This is a genomic window from Candidatus Nanopelagicales bacterium (assembly GCA_037045355.1).
Classification (GTDB): domain Bacteria; phylum Actinomycetota; class Actinomycetes; order S36-B12.
On sequence record JBAOHO010000011.1, the window covers coordinates 14,113 to 28,750 of the forward strand.

The following is a 14,638-nucleotide window of genomic DNA, read 5'->3' on the forward strand; positions in this document are numbered from 1 at the left end:
CCACCAGGCGGGTACGGTGGAGCGTGCGATGGCTGGAACGGGTGTGAGGGTCTTTGGGATCGGTGCTATCCCGTTCGCTGCGCTGCCCTTCGACGAGGCTGTGGGCGAGGTCATGCGCCGCGCCGAGGCGGGTGAGCCGACGGCCGTCCACTTCGCGAACGCCTACACGATCGCCCTCGCCGACTCCGATCCTGAGTACGCGGCGCTGTTCGTGGCACCGAATGCGCTCAACCTCACCGATGGTGTTCCGGTCGCTTGGGTGGGCCGGAGGGCATACGGCCGTTCCAGCGACCAGTGGCCGCGGGTCTACGGACCAGATGTGATGCAGGCCGTCCTCGTCCGAGAAACGGGTCTGCGGCACTACCTGCTGGGCGGGGATGAGCCGACCTTAGTTGCTCTTCAGGAGGCGATCGCCAGGCGCTTTCCAATGGCGCAGATCGTGGGCGCGGAGTCACCTCTCTTCCGGCCACTTAGCGACGCGGAGCGGCACCAGCAGGACCTGCGCATCCGGGAATCCGGTGCCCAGGTCGTGTGGGTCGGGCTAGGCACTCCGAAGCAGGATTGGGAAGTCGCTAGGTTGGCCGCCGAACTGCCCGTCGTGGCGTTGGCCGTGGGTGCGGCTTTCGACTTCCTGGCAGGTACTAAGTCCCAGGCTCCGGTATGGATGCAACGCACGGGTACCGAGTGGTGCTACCGACTGGCCAGCGAGCCTCGGCGACTCGCGAAACGATACCTCTGGGGCAACCCAAGGTTCCTCCGGGCAGCTGCACGCAACCCGGGGTGGAGGCGGCGATGATCGACGCCCCGCCCACGCCGGTGCCGACTCGCCCCGCTGATTCTGGAACCTACGGCTGGCTCAAGTACTTCGGCGTGGGCTACGTGCTGCTCGCGCTGTTCGTGACCTTCAACCTGGTCTTGGTGGCGTGGGGGTCGCCCGCAACAGGAATCGCGTCTTGGACGCGGGTCGAGGGGACGCTCCCTGGGACTGGTGGTCTCGCGGTCCTTGCGTGGGTCGGTCTAGTCGTCGTCGCCCTAGGCGTCGTGCGGGGCGGGGTCACTCGGCAGCAGTGGGCTCTCATCGCGGCGGTGGGCACCTGGATAGGCGCGACTGCTCTGTCGATGGCCCTGCACGGGGCGATGAGAGATGTGCGGTTCTGGTACGTGGCGGCGTCGAGCGTGGCCGTGGCGGTGGCTGGAGCGCTTATCCCCTTCGAAACGCTGAAGCGACTCATGCTCGGACTTAGCTGGTTCTTCGGGTGGGGCAGTGTCCTAGTGGGTCTCAGCGATCTGGCCTTCGGATGGCCGACGGTGCTGATCGAAGACAGCCCCCGCTACGGCCGCTGGCTGTCGATGGTGGGCTTGTCCGTAGGGGAGGTGGCAAGCCTCAACGGTGTCACTCCTGGCCGCGTCTACGTGGGGCTGACCTGTGCGATTCTGCTGGTCTTCGCCGTTCGGGCAGCACCTGGGCGCTGGACGTGGATCATGGCGGCGGGCCTGCTCGCGGCGATCCTGTGGAGCTTCAGCCGGACAGGTGTTGTGGCGACGACCGTCGGGCTACTCGCGGCGCTGGTCCCGGTAGAGCGCTGGCCTAAGTCCTTCCGTTGGACACTGGCGGCCCTTCTGGCGGTGATCCTCCTGCCTCTTGCCTTGTCCGCTTGGCTGCGGTCCACACCGATCACCGACGGCACCACCACGTGGCGCTTCGACCTCTGGCAGGACTACCTCGGGAATACCCAGGTGTGGACCCCTTTCGGTATCGGCCCCAAGCCGTCGTCGCTGGAGTACGCCGACCACGCCCACCAGCAGTTCCTCGAGGCACTGGCTGTCGGCGGGTGGCTGGGGCTCGCAGGCTGTGTGGCCTTCGTCGTGCTGGCTGCATGGGTCGCGGTCCGCGTTGCGGGCCTCGACAACCGCGCCACCCTAGGGGTGCTGTTCGTGATGGGCGCGATCTTCCAGGTCGACGTGGTGACATACAGCGCCACGTACACCGCGCTTAACAACGCCTTCATCCTGATCGTGGCTGTGATGGTCATCGGCGGCAGGGTCTGGTGAGCCGCCGACGGATGACCTTCGCCACCCGCACCGAGGCCGGCGAACAGCTCGCGGCTCGGCTCGCCGCACTCCGACCCGCCGACCCCGTGGTGCTCGCCCTGCCGCGTGGTGGGGTGCCGGTGGCGGTGCCCATCGCTGTGGCGCTGCACGCGCCATTGGACCTCGTCATGGCCCGCAAGATCGGGGTGCCGGGCCACGAGGAGGTGGCGGCGGGGGCGGTGGTCAACGGCGACGACCCGCACATCGTCGTGAATCCTTCGGTACTCGCGGCTGCCGGGATGAGCGAGGAACAGGTGCGTGCCCTCGCCGAACAGGAATTGGTGACGATCCAGCAGCGTCGGAGCGGAGTACCTCGCCGGGCGGGAGCCGGTGGACCTGCGCGGACGCACCGCGATCGTGGTCGACGACGGCATCGCGACCGGTGCGACGATGCGGGTGGCCCTGCAAGCGGTAAGGCGGCGGGGACCGGCGCGAGTGATCCTCGCTGTTCCGGTGGCGCCGCCGCAGACCCTCGCGTCCCTGCAGGCGCAGGTCGATGACGTCGTCTGCCTGCTCAGCCCGCGAGCACTTCTACGCGGTCGGGGAGTTCTATCGCGATTTCCACCAGGTGTCGGATGCCGAAGTCACGGCCGCGCTGGGCGACGCGTCATCGGTTAGTCCCGCCAGCGACTATCCGTTAGTCCCAATACGGCCGCCAACCTCTAACGGGAGTGCTCAGGGTCTAACGGGAATGGCAGAAGCCCGCCCACCGGCCGGCCTCACCACCGCATCTGCGCCTCTTCGGCGAACCCCCGGATCCCATCCACCGGGTACTCGACGCCTTCAGCGCGCACCGTCCCCGTCCAGTGCCCGAAGCACTGGTGCACCTCGGTGAAGATGACCCCGACGTTGGTCTTCGTGGCCCGTTCGAACCGGGGGTGGAAGGTGACGTCCACATCGTCGCCGCGCACCGTCCATGGCTCCAGCCACGGCCCGTAGGTCCACTCGAGTTCCTGGCTGATCTTGCTGACCCGGCCGTCGATGCACAGAGCGTTCTCGGTCATCCCGGTGCCGACGGTCCACTTGCCGCCGAACTGCAGGCCGATCACGTGGTCGACCGACCTCCCCCGACGCCGAGCCCCAGTTCCACGTGGTGTCGTAGGGCCACTTCCCGCGCCCGTGGTCGAGCACGGCCCAGGTCTGCCCGTCCGGCAAGCGGGTAGTCCCGCCCGTCGACCACAACCGTGCCGCTGGCCGGCAGGGTGTTGTCCTTCTCGGTGTACTGGAACCGCTTGTCGCTCCACGGGATGACCACGGCCATCGACTCGTGACCGGCCGGCCGAGTGATCTGCACGTCCGCATCGACACGGTCGGTGCGGGCGACCAGCCGCACCCCTTGAGTGTTCGGCACCAGGTCGATCGCGAGCTTCTTCGTCCGCGCCCGGGCGGGACCGCCGCCGCTGCGGTCGGGTAGCACGGGTCCGCGGGCAAGGGGCACGATGGCCCCGGTGTCGATCTGCTCGCCCGTGGTGAAGTCGACGAACCAGACCTGGTGCAGAGCGAGGTAGTCGATGTGGCTGATGGTCACCGAAAGGGCCCAGTCGGGGGCCTGCACGCACCAGTACTCCCAGCGCTTCGACCGGCCCCATCCCCGCAGGTTCGCGCGGTGCAGCGGGTGTCGTGTCCACCCGACGGCATCGCGGTTGAGGGTGCCGTCCGGCAGGCAGAGGTCAACCGGTGACGTGATCTCGGGCTCCATGCGGCAAGCCTATTGGCAGGTAGTCCTACACATGCTACTGTATGAGCATGTCCGTGATGGAGACGACGGGTGCAGATCCTGATCGAGCGTGCGGAGTACGAGCGTCTGGAGCGCGTCGCCCGGGCCGACCATCGCAGCGTGGCCTCGGTGATCCGGGAGGCCATCGGGCAGTACCTGGATTCCGGGGCCGATGACAAGGCGCGTGCCCTCGACGCGCTGCTGGACATGCCCGTCGATCGGCGGTGACCGGCGAGGACTGGCAGGACGCCAAGCAGTGCGCTGGAGCCGGTTGCCGGCGACTACTCGTGAGCCGCGCCGTCCTGGTGGACACCTCCGTCTTCGCCTACGCCCTCGGTGGGGAGCATCCGCTGCGCGAACCCTGCCGGGATTTCCTGCGGGATGCCCGGCTCAGCGGTCTGGAGCTGCACGCCAGTGTCGAGATGGTCCAAGAACTGACGTTTCACCGGATGCGCAGGACCGACGCCGGCGACCGCCGCCGAGCAGGGCAGGCTGGCCGCCCGTTCGTGCATCCTCCACGCCTTCGACGAGCGGGTGCTGGACGACAGCACTCGGCTTGATCCGGCGACGGCACGCTTCGGGGCCGGGATGCAGTACACGCCGCAACGGCTGCCCGGGCTGGAATCGGAGCCATTGTGTCGACGGATCCGGCATTCGATCGCGTGTTGGAGCGTCTCGATCCGGCGGCGCTCTAGCGCCGACCTGCCGGCACATCCGCGAGCGACGAGGTCGGCGGTCTAGACCTCGAGCCGCTCCTTGCGCTGTGCCGCACACTGCGCACGATGATCGGAATCCCGAGCAGCAGGACCCCCACGATCGTGATGGATGTCGCCAGCCACGTGGGCGCTCCGAGCAGCGCCAGTCCTGCCGAGCCGACGAGCACCAGCAGCAACCACCGCAGTTCCTGGCCGTTGTAACGACTCGAGATGCGCGCGCCGATGAACACCCCGGGGATCTGCCCGAGCAGCAGGGAGAACAGCACGGTGGGGTCGATCTCGCCGAGTCCGGCATGCGCGATGGCCCCGACCACGAGCATCGGCACCGCCTGCACCAGGTCAGTGCCCACAAGGCGGCTGGGCAGCATGGCGGGGAAGAGGATCATCAGGCTCGCAGCGATCAGCGTCCCCGAGCCGACGCTCGTGAGCCCCACCAACGTGCCGACGAACAGGCCCACCGCAGAAGCCAGCGCAAGTTTCCCGCGCGAGAACGTCAGCGGCTGGTCACCGTGCTCTTCGGTGTACTTGCGCAGTCGCAGGCGCAGCAGGGTCACGACCACCGCGACCAGCAGCACGACACCGATCAAGCGCCGCAGGGCGGTGTCGCCGCCCTCCTCCCCGACGAGGACCGAGAAGAGCCAGGTCCCGAGCAGGACTCCGGGTACGGATCCGAGCGACAGCCACAGCACCACCGGGTAGTACGGCGTGCGGCGCTTGATGTGCACGCCGGCGCCCACAGGCTTCATGACTGCAGCCGAGACCACGTCGGTGGACACCGCCACCGGTGCGGGGACGTTGAACAGCAGCAGGAGCATCGGCGTCACGATCGCGGCGCCACCGAGTCCCGTGAGCCCGACCACCATGCCTGCGAACAGTCCCCCGAGGGTAAGGAACGGGTCGATGCTCACCGGGCAAGTCTGCAACATCGAGCGGGCGACTCCCGGCAACGGCGCACGACGGGTCTCGCAACGGCCACTGCGACTACCCTCGCGTTCATGAGGTACGGCGCGCAGTTCGGTCCTGACATCACGTTCCTCGGCGTCGATCCCGCCGATCTCGACGACCCGGACACCTACCGTGACGCCGACGTGGTGATCCTGGGCGCGCCGTTCGACGGCGGCACCTCCTACCGGTCCGGGGCGCGCTTCGGTCCCAAGGCGCTGCGGGAGACCTGCTACCTGGCCCACGACGGTTCCCGGCCGTCTTTGGCGATGCGGGTGGACGGGCTGCAGGACCTGCGCGTCGTGGACGTCGGGGACGTGGAGATGTTCTCCGGCGACGCGGCCCGGTCCTGTGCAGACCTCGAAGCGGCGGTGGAGAAGGTGGCCGCGACCGGTGCCATGCCCCTTGATCCTGGGCGGCGACCACACCGTGACCTGGCCGGATGTGACGGGAGTGGCCCGCGGTGGGGACAAGTGGGGCAGGGTCAGCGTCATCCACTTCGACGCCCACGCTGACACCGGTGACATCGAGTTCGGTTCCCTCATCGGGCACGGTCAGCCGATGCGCCGCCTGATCGAGTCGGGCGCCGCGCGGGGCGACCGCTTCTTGCAGATCGGGCTGCGCGGGTACTGGCCGCCGCCGGACATCCTGGATTGGATGGCCGAGCAGCGTATGCGCTCCTTCGAGATGACCGAGATCGTGACGCGCGGCCTCGACGAGTGCCTGACGGAAGCCTTCGAGATCGCGCTCGACGAGTGCGACGGGATCTTCTTGAGCGTCGACATCGACGTGTGCGATCCGGGGCACGCTCCGGGTACGGGGACGCCGGAGCCGGGGGGTCTCAGCAGTCGACAACTCCTCGATGCGGTCCGCCGCATCTGTTACGAACTGCCGGTGCTCGGGATGGACGTCGTCGAGGTCTCGCCTCCCTACGACCAGGCCGACATCACGGCCCTGCTGGGCAACCGCGTGGTGCTGGAAGCGCTGACCGCCATCGCGCGCCGGCGCAAGGACGACCGTGACGGCACGACCTGGGATCCCCGGCAGCCACTGTTGGACCGCTGATTACCCCTGTGTGCTGTCGAAGCGTTTGGGAAGACCCATGTGGGGCAACTTCAGCGTCGCCTTGACTAGGTTGTGGTCGCTGCCCCGGTAGCGGTTGTCGAAGCGCCCCGACTTCAGTCGGATGTGGACCTCGTAGCGCAGAGCCCGCCCCTTGTCGAACATCACATAGTCGAGCCGCGTGGGGGTGTCTGAACGGCGCGGACTCGCGGGGAAGGGATCGCGGTTGGTGGCGCTCGTGTTGACGGTCGTCACGTCGCCGTTGACCTTGCGCGCCGCGGAGTAGGCGTCTTTGAATCCGCTCCTGCCCAGAATCCAGTGCGCGCCTCGCGGCTGACGATAGGCGAAGGAGTTCAGATCCCCCATCACGATGGTCGGGACCTTGCCTGCTCCAACCCGGCTACGCCAGTTGCTCAGTTTCGGCGTGAGCGACTTGGCCAATGACTTGCGGTACTGCTCAGCCTGGGGGGTCTTCTCGTTCGGCAGGTGGATCGACACCGCAAGGAAGGCGGCGCCGGTGCGCTTGTGCTTGAACAGCGACCACATGATGTTGCGATCCTGCGCTGAGCGGGCTAGGTCGGCCGATTCAGCCCACTCAGCCAGGGAGTTAGATCTACTTCCGAGGGTCGTGAACGGCGTCCAGTCCGCGTAGGCGGCGCATCCGGCGCGTTCGTAACTCTGACTTGCGAGGTAGTACTCGAAGTCCGCGGCGTCATTCGCCGCCCGGATCTGTGCGCGCAACTGCTCCCACTGACGTACCAGCGCCGGGTCGGAGCCAGCAGGTGGATAGGGCGGATAGTCCTGATCCACCGGCTCCACCGGGCCTTTGGGTGGGTACGGCAGGCATGCCGAAGGCCGGGGCTCGCTAGGGACCTGCCTGCCGATCGGGGTCACGGTCGGTCGGTAGAACAGTTGAGAGTCCGGGACGCAGCCGTCGGTGCACACGTCAGTGTCGGGCTGTACACGCTTGTAGCCGTGTCTTCTCAACGCTTCTTCGTAGTAGAGGTATGAGTTGTCGGCTTCCTGCAGCGCGAGGACGTCCGGCCTGGCTGAAACGATGGTGCGCACGGTGGCCTTCTTGCGTCGATCCCAGGCGAATCGACCCGTCCCACACGAGGTCTTGCAGACGTTGTACGTCGCGAAGCTCACTACGGGGTCGGCCTTCGCGGGAAGCATCAGGGCCGCTGTGACGGCGAGTTCGAGCATGAGTCCCCCTTTGGCAGCGGACTCTACCGGGCCCGAGCGAGCGCCCGCGTACTGCGCCCCCGGCCCGTTGCAGGAATAACACGCCGGCGTGTCGCCCAACAACGCAACACGAGCAGGTGGGTGGCGCGTGTTGCCTGGTCAGTCCGCCAGCGGCGGCCAGGCGATCCCGAACACGGATCCGCCGCCTTCGCGGGCGACCACGTAGACCCGGCCATCGTTGGCCTCGGCCACGTCTTTGACGATGGCAAGGCCGAGCCCGGACCCCGGCAGGCTGCGGGAGGCGACGGGACGGTAGAAGCGGTCGAACAGGTGGGGCACGTCCTCGGCGGGCACGCCCGGACCGCGGTCCATCACCTCGACGATGCCCTCGCGGACATGGATCTCGATCGACGAGCCGCTCGGGTCGAACTTGGCGGCGTTGTCGACCAGGTTCCACACCGCGCGCTCCACCGCCGCTCGGGGCGCCAGGATCTGGGACATCGTCCGCGTCCACCGTGATCTGGCGCTCGGTCCGGCGGCGGGCCCGGGTGGCGACCGACTCGGCGACCGCGGCCAAGGGCACCGGTTCCGGTTCGCCGTTGGCGCCCTGACCGCCGGCCAGCGCCAGTACCTCGTTGACCAATCCCGTCAGTTCCCGGGACTCCCCGCGCAGATCCGCGAGCACCCGGGCGCGCACGTCGGGGTCCAGTTCTTCGAAACGCTCCAGGAGGCTGATGTTGGTGCGCAGTGATGTCAGCGGTGTGCGCAACTCGTGCCCGGCGTCCTGCACCAGTCGCTGCTGGTCCGACTGGGACTCCGCGAGCCGTCCGAGCATGGTGTTGAATGACCCCGCGAGCCGTCCGACCTCGTCGGTGCCGGCACCGGGAACCTCGACATCGAGTTGCCCAGTGGCACTGACCCGCTCGGCAGTCTCGGTCAGCACGACGAGGCGCTTGGTGATCCGGTTGGCCAGCCACCACCCGAGGGCGGCGGCCAATGCCGTGAGTGCCACGGCGCACACGGCCAACACCGCTGCCAGACGACGCAGAACTGCAACCGCCTCCGACCAGTCCCGCGCCACCATCACCGCTCCCCGGCCTTCGCCGGGGGAGACCGTGAGGATCCGGTAGGGGGTGCCGTCCACGGACTGGGTTCGGGCGTTCACACTCGGGCGTTGCGCGGAGGCGGCGGCGCGGTCGGCGTCGGTGACGGGCAACTGCACGACACCGTCGCTGCGCACGACCTCGCCGGTGGGTGACAGCACGGCGATGGCATCCTGACCGCGTTCGTCGCGGCGCTCCTCACCGCCCGGACCCTGCGGTCGGCCACCGCCGCTGAGCAAGGCCTGATCGGCGGCGCGCTGCAGTTGTTCGTTCGTGGCGGTGTATCCGATCACCCCCATCAGGGCCGCGACGAGTGCGGCGATCCCCGCGAAGGAGATGGCCAGTTTCGTACGCAGGCTCATGATGACCGCATGGTGTAGCCCACCCCACGGATGGTGCGGATCACCTCCGGAGGCCCGAGCTTGCGCCGGAGGTATCCGACGTAGACCGCGAGGTTCTTCGAGTCCGGCCCGAAGTCGTAGCCCCAGATGCGTTCGTAGATCACGTGGTGTTCGAGCACGATGCCGGAGTTGATCATGAGCAACTCCAGCAGGTCGAACTCGGTCTTGGACAGTTCGATCTCCTGGTCGGCCCGCCAGACCCGTCGGGAAGTGGGGGACAGACGAACATCACCGACGACGAGATCGTCGCCGGTGGGCGTCTGCTCAGCGCGCCGCAAGAGAGCGCGCAAACGGGCCAGGACCTCATCGATGTCGTACGGCTTCGGGACGTAGTCGTCGGCGCCGGCATCGAGGCCCGCCACGCGGTCGGCGGTCTCGACCCGGGCAGTGAGCATGAGGATGGGGGTGCGGTCGCCTTCGGCACGCAGCACTCGGCACACGCCGAGGCCGTCCACGCCGGGCATCATCACATCGAGTACGAGGACGTCGGGGCGGTCACTGCGGAAAGCGGCCAGCGCCTCGACGCCGTCCTTGCAGGCTGTGACCTGGTAGCCGTTGAGTTCGAGCGCCGTCGTGAGGGACTGCCGGATCGCCCTGTCGTCATCGGCAACAAGAACCTTCATGGCTGTGAGTCTGCCTCAGCATGTGGCCAGATCGACGGTTGGTCAGGGCGCGCCCCGCGAACGGGGGATGCAACACAGGGCGCGCCCATGACCGTCACGCGGCGGTCGACGTCGCCGTCGGCTGCTGGTGACGCATCGGGAAGTCCATAGCCTTCGTGCCGGTGATCTCGAAGTCGGCGTTCATCACGACGACAACCATCGAGTCGTCCGCCTTCTTGACCATGGCGTAGAACTTCTTACCCTTCTTGTGAACGTCCATGACGGTGCCGCCGGGGAACTCCTCGAGCGCGGCCGCCTCGGCCTTCTTGAAGTTGGGCCCGGTCACGTCATGACCGAGCGGTCCGTGTCCGCGCTTGCCGTGGGGACCGCGCTTGCGGGGGTTCTCCACGGACTGGATGGTGTACTGCTCGTCGAGCAGCACGACCTTCTTCTTGCCGTTGTCCGTGCGCATCAGCACCGCGTAGCCCTCGCCGTCACGCACGAAGACGTGCAGGACCGTGGCGGCGGGATACTCCGCGAGCACCGCGTCGGTGGCCTTCTGCGTCTGCTCGTCGGTGGCTGGGGTGCCGGGGCCATGGCCGGGACCGCCCGGACCGCCGGCCGGCATCTCCTTCTGCTCGACGAAGGCGAAGTTCGCGTCGAGCACGACGAGGGTGTGGGTGTTGTCGCTGGTCGTGACCATCACCAGGTAGTTGCCGCTGGCGTCCTTGTGGACGTGGTCCGCGGTGCCGGGTACGACGGCGAGGGCAGCGTCGATCGCCTTCTGGGCGTCCTCGCCGGTCACGATCTCGCCGGGACCGCGCTGGCCCATCGGGCCGCCCATCTGGCCGGGCCCGTAGCCCTGGGCAGGGGTGTGTCGGGGTGGAATCCGCATTGCTGTCGGCGGTGGCGATGGTCAGGCCTCCCGCGAGCGTGGCGCCCACGGCGAACGCCGCGATGCTTGCGCCGGCAACTGCGCCGATCTTCTTCATGACGTGGGTCCTTTCGTCGTTGCCATCAGAGTCCGACGTCCCCGCGAGAGCCGAACGTGAAGAAGGTAAGAACCGGGTGAGAGTCCCTCAGGTGCAGGGCCATACGGGCGACGCGGAGGTGCCGTCCAGGAAGGCCGTGATCGCTGTGGCGCTCTCCTGGGGCGCTTGGAAGAGCACCGAGTGTCCGGCGGCCGGGACCCGCAGCAACTGCGAGTTCGGCAGCAACCCGGCCAGGGCCCGGCTGTTGGCCGGCGGTGTGATGACATCACGGCGTCCCACCATCACCAGCACAGGCGTCTGCACGGCGCGCAGGGCAGCGGCGTTGCGGTTCGACCGCAGCCAGGGGTCCTCCGCTGCGACCATCGCGTCGTAGGTGGCGGCGGGCACTGTGGGCTGCGGGTAGCGACCCGACGTCGACGGCATCGTCGAGCCGGTCCAGGAACGCACGGCCCCGGCTCTGTGCACATCGGGTGTGGGGGTAGTTCGTCCGAAGGTACGTCTTCAGTCCCGCGTCCGGATCGCTGTCGGCACGCTGGACCCAGCGCGGGCCGAGGCTGGCGCGGTCACCGCCCGGATTGGTCCCGACGAGGATGGCCCGGTCCACGCGCTCAGGATGCCTGCGCAGCAGCTCCTGCACCACGAATCCGCCCATCGACCAGCCCAGGACGTCGGCACGCTGCACGCCGATGTCGGTCATCAGTTGGGAGGTGGCGCCGGCCATGCCCGCGAACGTCGTGCGAGCCGGGGCTGTCGAATCGCCGAGGCCCGGGTAGTCGAAGACGATGACCCGGCGTTCGGAGGCAAGTGCCGAGAGGAACGCGGGATCCCACTCGGCCATCGGTGAGCCGGTGCCGTTGAGCAGCAGCAAGGGGCGGCCGGTCCCCAGTTCGGACCAGGCGATCCCGTGGGCGCTCACCTGCGGATCGATGCGGGGCTCGGGGGGCGCCGGTACGGCCGGAGTCGACCCGCATGCCGTCAGCAGCAGGAGGATCGACACCCACCACGCACGCATGCGCCCACTGTGACGCAGATGGCGTGCCGTGCGCGCCTCACGCGGTCAGCGGATTGATCCAGACACAGCCGGTGAAGCGCGCGAAGTCGCTGTCGTTGGAGACGACCGGACCCCGTGCTCGATGGCCAGCGCTGCCAGTTGTGCGTCCGGTACGAGGTTGGCCGCGACGTGGGTCTCGGAGAGGAGTTGACGCAGCACCAGTGCGGTGTGCTGGGTCGCCGGCGGGATCCACACCGTCTCCTGGGCGAGCCAATCCTCGACGAATGACCATGCTTGCTCGATCGACAGCGGCGACGCGTTGAGTCGTGGATGAGTTGAGATCCGGAGGAACGCGCCGATCGTCTGCCACGGCAGCCCAACCCGCCTGGGGCTGTTGACGGCATCCTCGAGCCACCGCGCGGCGCGCTGGTGGAACGGGCTGGAGAGGTCGACGGCGTACAGCAGGATGTTGGCGTCAACGATCATCGTCATCCAGGGCGTCGAGGACGTCGGCGATGTTGCTGACATCGGCGCGCAGTCCTAGGTGAACACTGCGCTGACGGAACGGCCGATCGTGGACCGGCTGTGACATGCCGGCCCGGGCGAGTTCGTTGATGGCTGCGCTTGTCCCGATGCCGCGGTCGCGTCGCAGACGCTCGACCTCCGCGGCCACGTCATCGGCCAGTGTCACTGTCGTGCGCATGGATCAAGGCTAGCATCATGATGCGATGACCACAGCATCATGATGCGGAATTAGAGCGGCGGCCCGGGTTCGGAGTCCGGGTAAAGCGACGCCTGCTCTGACCGGCAGCGCGGTCAACTCGTCCACTTCACGGATCGACATGCTGATCCTGGTCGCTTCCACCGAAGCCAATACCGTCTGCGGCCGGCTGCTGCCAGGGATCGGTATGACCACCGGGGACTGCCCGAGTAGCCACGCCAACGTCAGTTGTTGGGGGGTGACTCCGCGGGCATTGGCATGGTCGGCGAACGTCTCCGCCCCGGTCAACGGCGACCAGGGCAGATATGCGATCCCGTGCTCGGTGCAGATCTCCAGGACGTCGCTGTCCGCCCGATATCGCGGGGACCGCTCGTTCTGGACGGCGACGATGCCGCCGTCGGCAGGTCCACCGGCGATCTCGAGAGCCCGCAGCAACATCGGCGAGGTCACGTTGCTGAGCCCGATCCGTTGGGCAAGGCCGCGTTCCTGGACAGCCATCAGACCGGCGATCTGATCGTTGAAATGCACCGTCGGATCGGCGCGGTGGAGGAAGTACAGGTCGATGCTCGGGACGGCCAAACGTGTCGCCGAGGCCTCTGCTGCCCGCAGCAGGGCATCCGGTGTGCCGGCGCGGCCCCACACATCCCCGTCAGTGCCGGGGACCCGCGTGATGCCGCCCTTCGTGGCGATCACCGGCCGGCGCCCGGTGTACGACGAAACCGCTTCGGCCACAAGCTCCTCGTTGTGCCCGAGCCGCGCAGCATCCGGGGCGTAGATGTTCGCGGTGTCCAGCAGCGAGACCCCGGCGTCGAGTGCCGTGTGGATCGTGGCGATCGCCTGTTCCCGGCGGTCGATCATCCTGCGGCCGGACAGTTGCATGCAGCCCAATCCGAGCGGGAAGACGTCAAGATCTCCGATCCTGCGGTTGTCCATGGCTCTACTGTCCCCCGGGGGACCGCCATCAGTCGATGGAGTTGAACAACTCCAACGCCTTGGGGGAGTCCCACTTCACAGCGTCCTGTCCGGCCACGAAGTACGTGCCCTCGACGGTGGGCACCGTCGTCGACTGGCCCATCCCCATCGAGATCATCCCCATCGCTACCGCCAGGCGCATCTCATCGACGATGCCGGTGTTCTTGTCGACCGTGAGACTGTTGCCCGCTGCCGAAGCCGCGCCGAAGGAGCGCCACGGGAAGATCCAGGTGAGGGGGCTCATGGCGCGCTTGGCGACCGACGAGATGAACTCCTGTTGGCGTTCCACCCGGCCGAGGTCGCCCCGGGGGTCCGCGTAGCGCATGCGGACATACGCCAGGGCATCCGCGCCATCCATGGTCTGGCAGCCCTTCTTCACCTTCAAGCCGCTGTTGACGTCGTTGAACTTGCGGGTGGGGCACAATTTCACGCCGCCGAGGGCATCGGTGGTGTTCGCCACTCCGGCGAATCCGATCTCGACGTAGTTGTCGATCTTCAACCCCGTGGTCTGCTCGACCGTGGTGGTCAGCAACTCGGGGCCGCCGTAGGCGAACGCGGAATTGATCTTGCCCTGGCCGTAGCCGGGAATGCCGACCCAGGAGTCGCGCGGGATCGAGACGAGTGTCGGAGTCCCGAACAGCGGGACGTGCATGATCATGATCGTGTCGGTGCGCTGGCCTTCGGTGGAGCCGGTGTGCAACTTCTTCTGCTGGGCCTTCGTCAGGCCTTGGCGACTGTCGCTGCCCACGATGAGGTAATTGCGTCCCCACGAGGACGCGTCACTGGCTGGCAACGCCGCCGTCTTCGACACCGATGTGGCGAAGACCGTGGCCACGGCAACCAGATACACGGTGAAGACGGCGACCACAGTGAGGATGATCCGCTTGGCGCCCCATTTGCGATGACGACGGCGGCCCTTGCGAGACGGTGCGATCGTGCGCGGGATCGGCGACTGCACGGGCCGTGGCGGCGCCCCGACCGGCCGCGGTGAGGAACCCACGCCGGCGCCCACCGGTTGCCGGGGTTCGGGCGCGCCGAGGCGCTGCGTCGGTTGCTCACCTGGCTCCGGACGCATCCACGACTCGAACTCCGGGGGCACATCCCCACTCTTGCTCACCCATACATGGTGCCCGACAAATACCT

The 14,638-nt window shown here is 67.7% G+C and carries 20 protein-coding genes; 7 read left to right on the plus strand and 13 right to left on the minus strand.

Annotated elements, in window-relative coordinates; genetic code table 11:
* Positions 1-28: 28 nt before the first annotated feature.
* From V9E98_04705 to V9E98_04715, 3 genes are read left to right on the plus strand one after another with little or no spacing between them, the layout of a single operon-like run.
* Entirely contained in the window at positions 29-796 is a 768-nt protein-coding gene (locus V9E98_04705) for a WecB/TagA/CpsF family glycosyltransferase (GenBank protein MEI2716284.1), read from the plus strand.
* Positions 793-2,052 carry an O-antigen ligase family protein gene (locus tag V9E98_04710; GenBank protein ID MEI2716285.1) on the plus strand — a complete coding sequence of 420 codons (1,260 nt, stop codon included), beginning with the start codon at positions 793-795 and terminating at the stop codon, positions 2,050-2,052. The genes V9E98_04705 and V9E98_04710 overlap by 4 nt, the downstream gene beginning before the upstream one ends.
* A complete protein-coding gene (locus V9E98_04715; protein MEI2716286.1) occupies positions 2,049-2,591 on the plus strand; it encodes a hypothetical protein in 543 nt (180 codons plus the stop codon). Before V9E98_04710 ends, V9E98_04715 begins: the two co-directional genes overlap by 4 nt.
* A gap of 219 nt (positions 2,592-2,810) precedes the next feature.
* Here the strand turns inward: V9E98_04715 and V9E98_04720 are convergent, their stop codons facing one another.
* Together V9E98_04720 and V9E98_04725 are read right to left on the minus strand one after the other, a co-directional pair.
* Positions 2,811-3,140 (minus strand): DUF2804 family protein, encoded by a 330-nt coding sequence (locus V9E98_04720; protein ID MEI2716287.1) that lies wholly within the window; start codon positions 3,138-3,140, stop codon positions 2,811-2,813.
* On the minus strand, positions 3,137-3,790 hold the full coding sequence (locus V9E98_04725; protein MEI2716288.1) for a DUF2804 domain-containing protein: 654 nt from the start codon (positions 3,788-3,790) through the stop codon (positions 3,137-3,139). Before V9E98_04725 ends, V9E98_04720 begins: the two co-directional genes overlap by 4 nt.
* 69 nt (positions 3,791-3,859) lie before the next feature.
* Here V9E98_04725 and V9E98_04730 point away from each other — a divergent pair, with 69 nt between their 5' ends.
* Both V9E98_04730 and V9E98_04735 read left to right on the plus strand, forming a co-directional pair.
* Complete coding sequence (locus V9E98_04730; GenBank protein ID MEI2716289.1) at positions 3,860-4,036, plus strand: ribbon-helix-helix protein, CopG family; 177 nt, start codon at positions 3,860-3,862, stop codon at positions 4,034-4,036.
* Positions 4,033-4,368, plus strand: coding sequence for a type II toxin-antitoxin system VapC family toxin (locus V9E98_04735; protein MEI2716290.1), 336 nt, complete (start codon positions 4,033-4,035; stop codon positions 4,366-4,368). The genes V9E98_04730 and V9E98_04735 overlap by 4 nt, the downstream gene beginning before the upstream one ends.
* Before the next feature lie 131 nt (positions 4,369-4,499).
* On the opposite strand, the gene V9E98_04740 is transcribed toward V9E98_04735, so the two are convergent.
* Positions 4,500-5,432 (minus strand): sulfite exporter TauE/SafE family protein, encoded by a 933-nt coding sequence (locus V9E98_04740; GenBank protein ID MEI2716291.1) that lies wholly within the window; start codon positions 5,430-5,432, stop codon positions 4,500-4,502.
* A gap of 87 nt (positions 5,433-5,519) precedes the next feature.
* Here V9E98_04740 and V9E98_04745 point away from each other — a divergent pair, with 87 nt between their 5' ends.
* Together V9E98_04745 and V9E98_04750 are read left to right on the plus strand one after the other, a co-directional pair.
* Positions 5,520-5,981 carry an arginase family protein gene (locus V9E98_04745; GenBank protein ID MEI2716292.1) on the plus strand — a complete coding sequence of 154 codons (462 nt, stop codon included), beginning with the start codon at positions 5,520-5,522 and terminating at the stop codon, positions 5,979-5,981.
* A complete protein-coding gene (locus V9E98_04750) occupies positions 5,920-6,531 on the plus strand; it encodes an agmatinase family protein (protein MEI2716293.1) in 612 nt (203 codons plus the stop codon). Before V9E98_04745 ends, V9E98_04750 begins: the two co-directional genes overlap by 62 nt.
* On the opposite strand, the gene V9E98_04755 is transcribed toward V9E98_04750, so the two are convergent.
* The 10 genes from V9E98_04755 to V9E98_04800 all read right to left on the minus strand — a co-directional run.
* Entirely contained in the window at positions 6,532-7,734 is a 1,203-nt protein-coding gene (locus V9E98_04755; GenBank protein ID MEI2716294.1) for a hypothetical protein, read from the minus strand.
* 138 nt (positions 7,735-7,872) lie between these two features.
* Positions 7,873-8,184 (minus strand): sensor histidine kinase, encoded by a 312-nt coding sequence (locus tag V9E98_04760; GenBank protein ID MEI2716295.1) that lies wholly within the window; start codon positions 8,182-8,184, stop codon positions 7,873-7,875.
* A gap of 990 nt (positions 8,185-9,174) precedes the next feature.
* The gene (locus tag V9E98_04765) at positions 9,175-9,840 is read right to left on the minus strand and encodes a response regulator transcription factor (protein ID MEI2716296.1); all 666 of its coding nucleotides are present in this window, start codon (positions 9,838-9,840) and stop codon (positions 9,175-9,177) included.
* A 94-nt stretch (positions 9,841-9,934) separates the two neighbouring features.
* A complete protein-coding gene (locus V9E98_04770) occupies positions 9,935-10,714 on the minus strand; it encodes a hypothetical protein (protein MEI2716297.1) in 780 nt (259 codons plus the stop codon).
* Between the two features lie 184 nt (positions 10,715-10,898).
* On the minus strand, positions 10,899-11,093 hold the full coding sequence (locus tag V9E98_04775) for an alpha/beta hydrolase (GenBank protein MEI2716298.1): 195 nt from the start codon (positions 11,091-11,093) through the stop codon (positions 10,899-10,901).
* Positions 11,077-11,823, minus strand: a complete 747-nt coding sequence (locus tag V9E98_04780; protein MEI2716299.1) for an alpha/beta hydrolase — start codon at positions 11,821-11,823, stop codon at positions 11,077-11,079. The genes V9E98_04775 and V9E98_04780 overlap by 17 nt, the downstream gene beginning before the upstream one ends.
* Positions 11,824-11,868: 45 nt before the next feature.
* A complete protein-coding gene (locus V9E98_04785; protein ID MEI2716300.1) occupies positions 11,869-12,294 on the minus strand; it encodes a TA system VapC family ribonuclease toxin in 426 nt (141 codons plus the stop codon).
* Entirely contained in the window at positions 12,278-12,505 is a 228-nt protein-coding gene (locus V9E98_04790; GenBank protein ID MEI2716301.1) for a ribbon-helix-helix protein, CopG family, read from the minus strand. Before V9E98_04790 ends, V9E98_04785 begins: the two co-directional genes overlap by 17 nt.
* Before the next feature lie 15 nt (positions 12,506-12,520).
* A complete protein-coding gene (locus V9E98_04795) occupies positions 12,521-13,456 on the minus strand; it encodes an aldo/keto reductase (protein MEI2716302.1) in 936 nt (311 codons plus the stop codon).
* Positions 13,457-13,484: 28 nt separating this feature from the next.
* A partial coding sequence (locus V9E98_04800) for an LCP family protein (protein ID MEI2716303.1) occupies positions 13,485-14,638 on the minus strand: 1,154 nt, incomplete at its 5' end.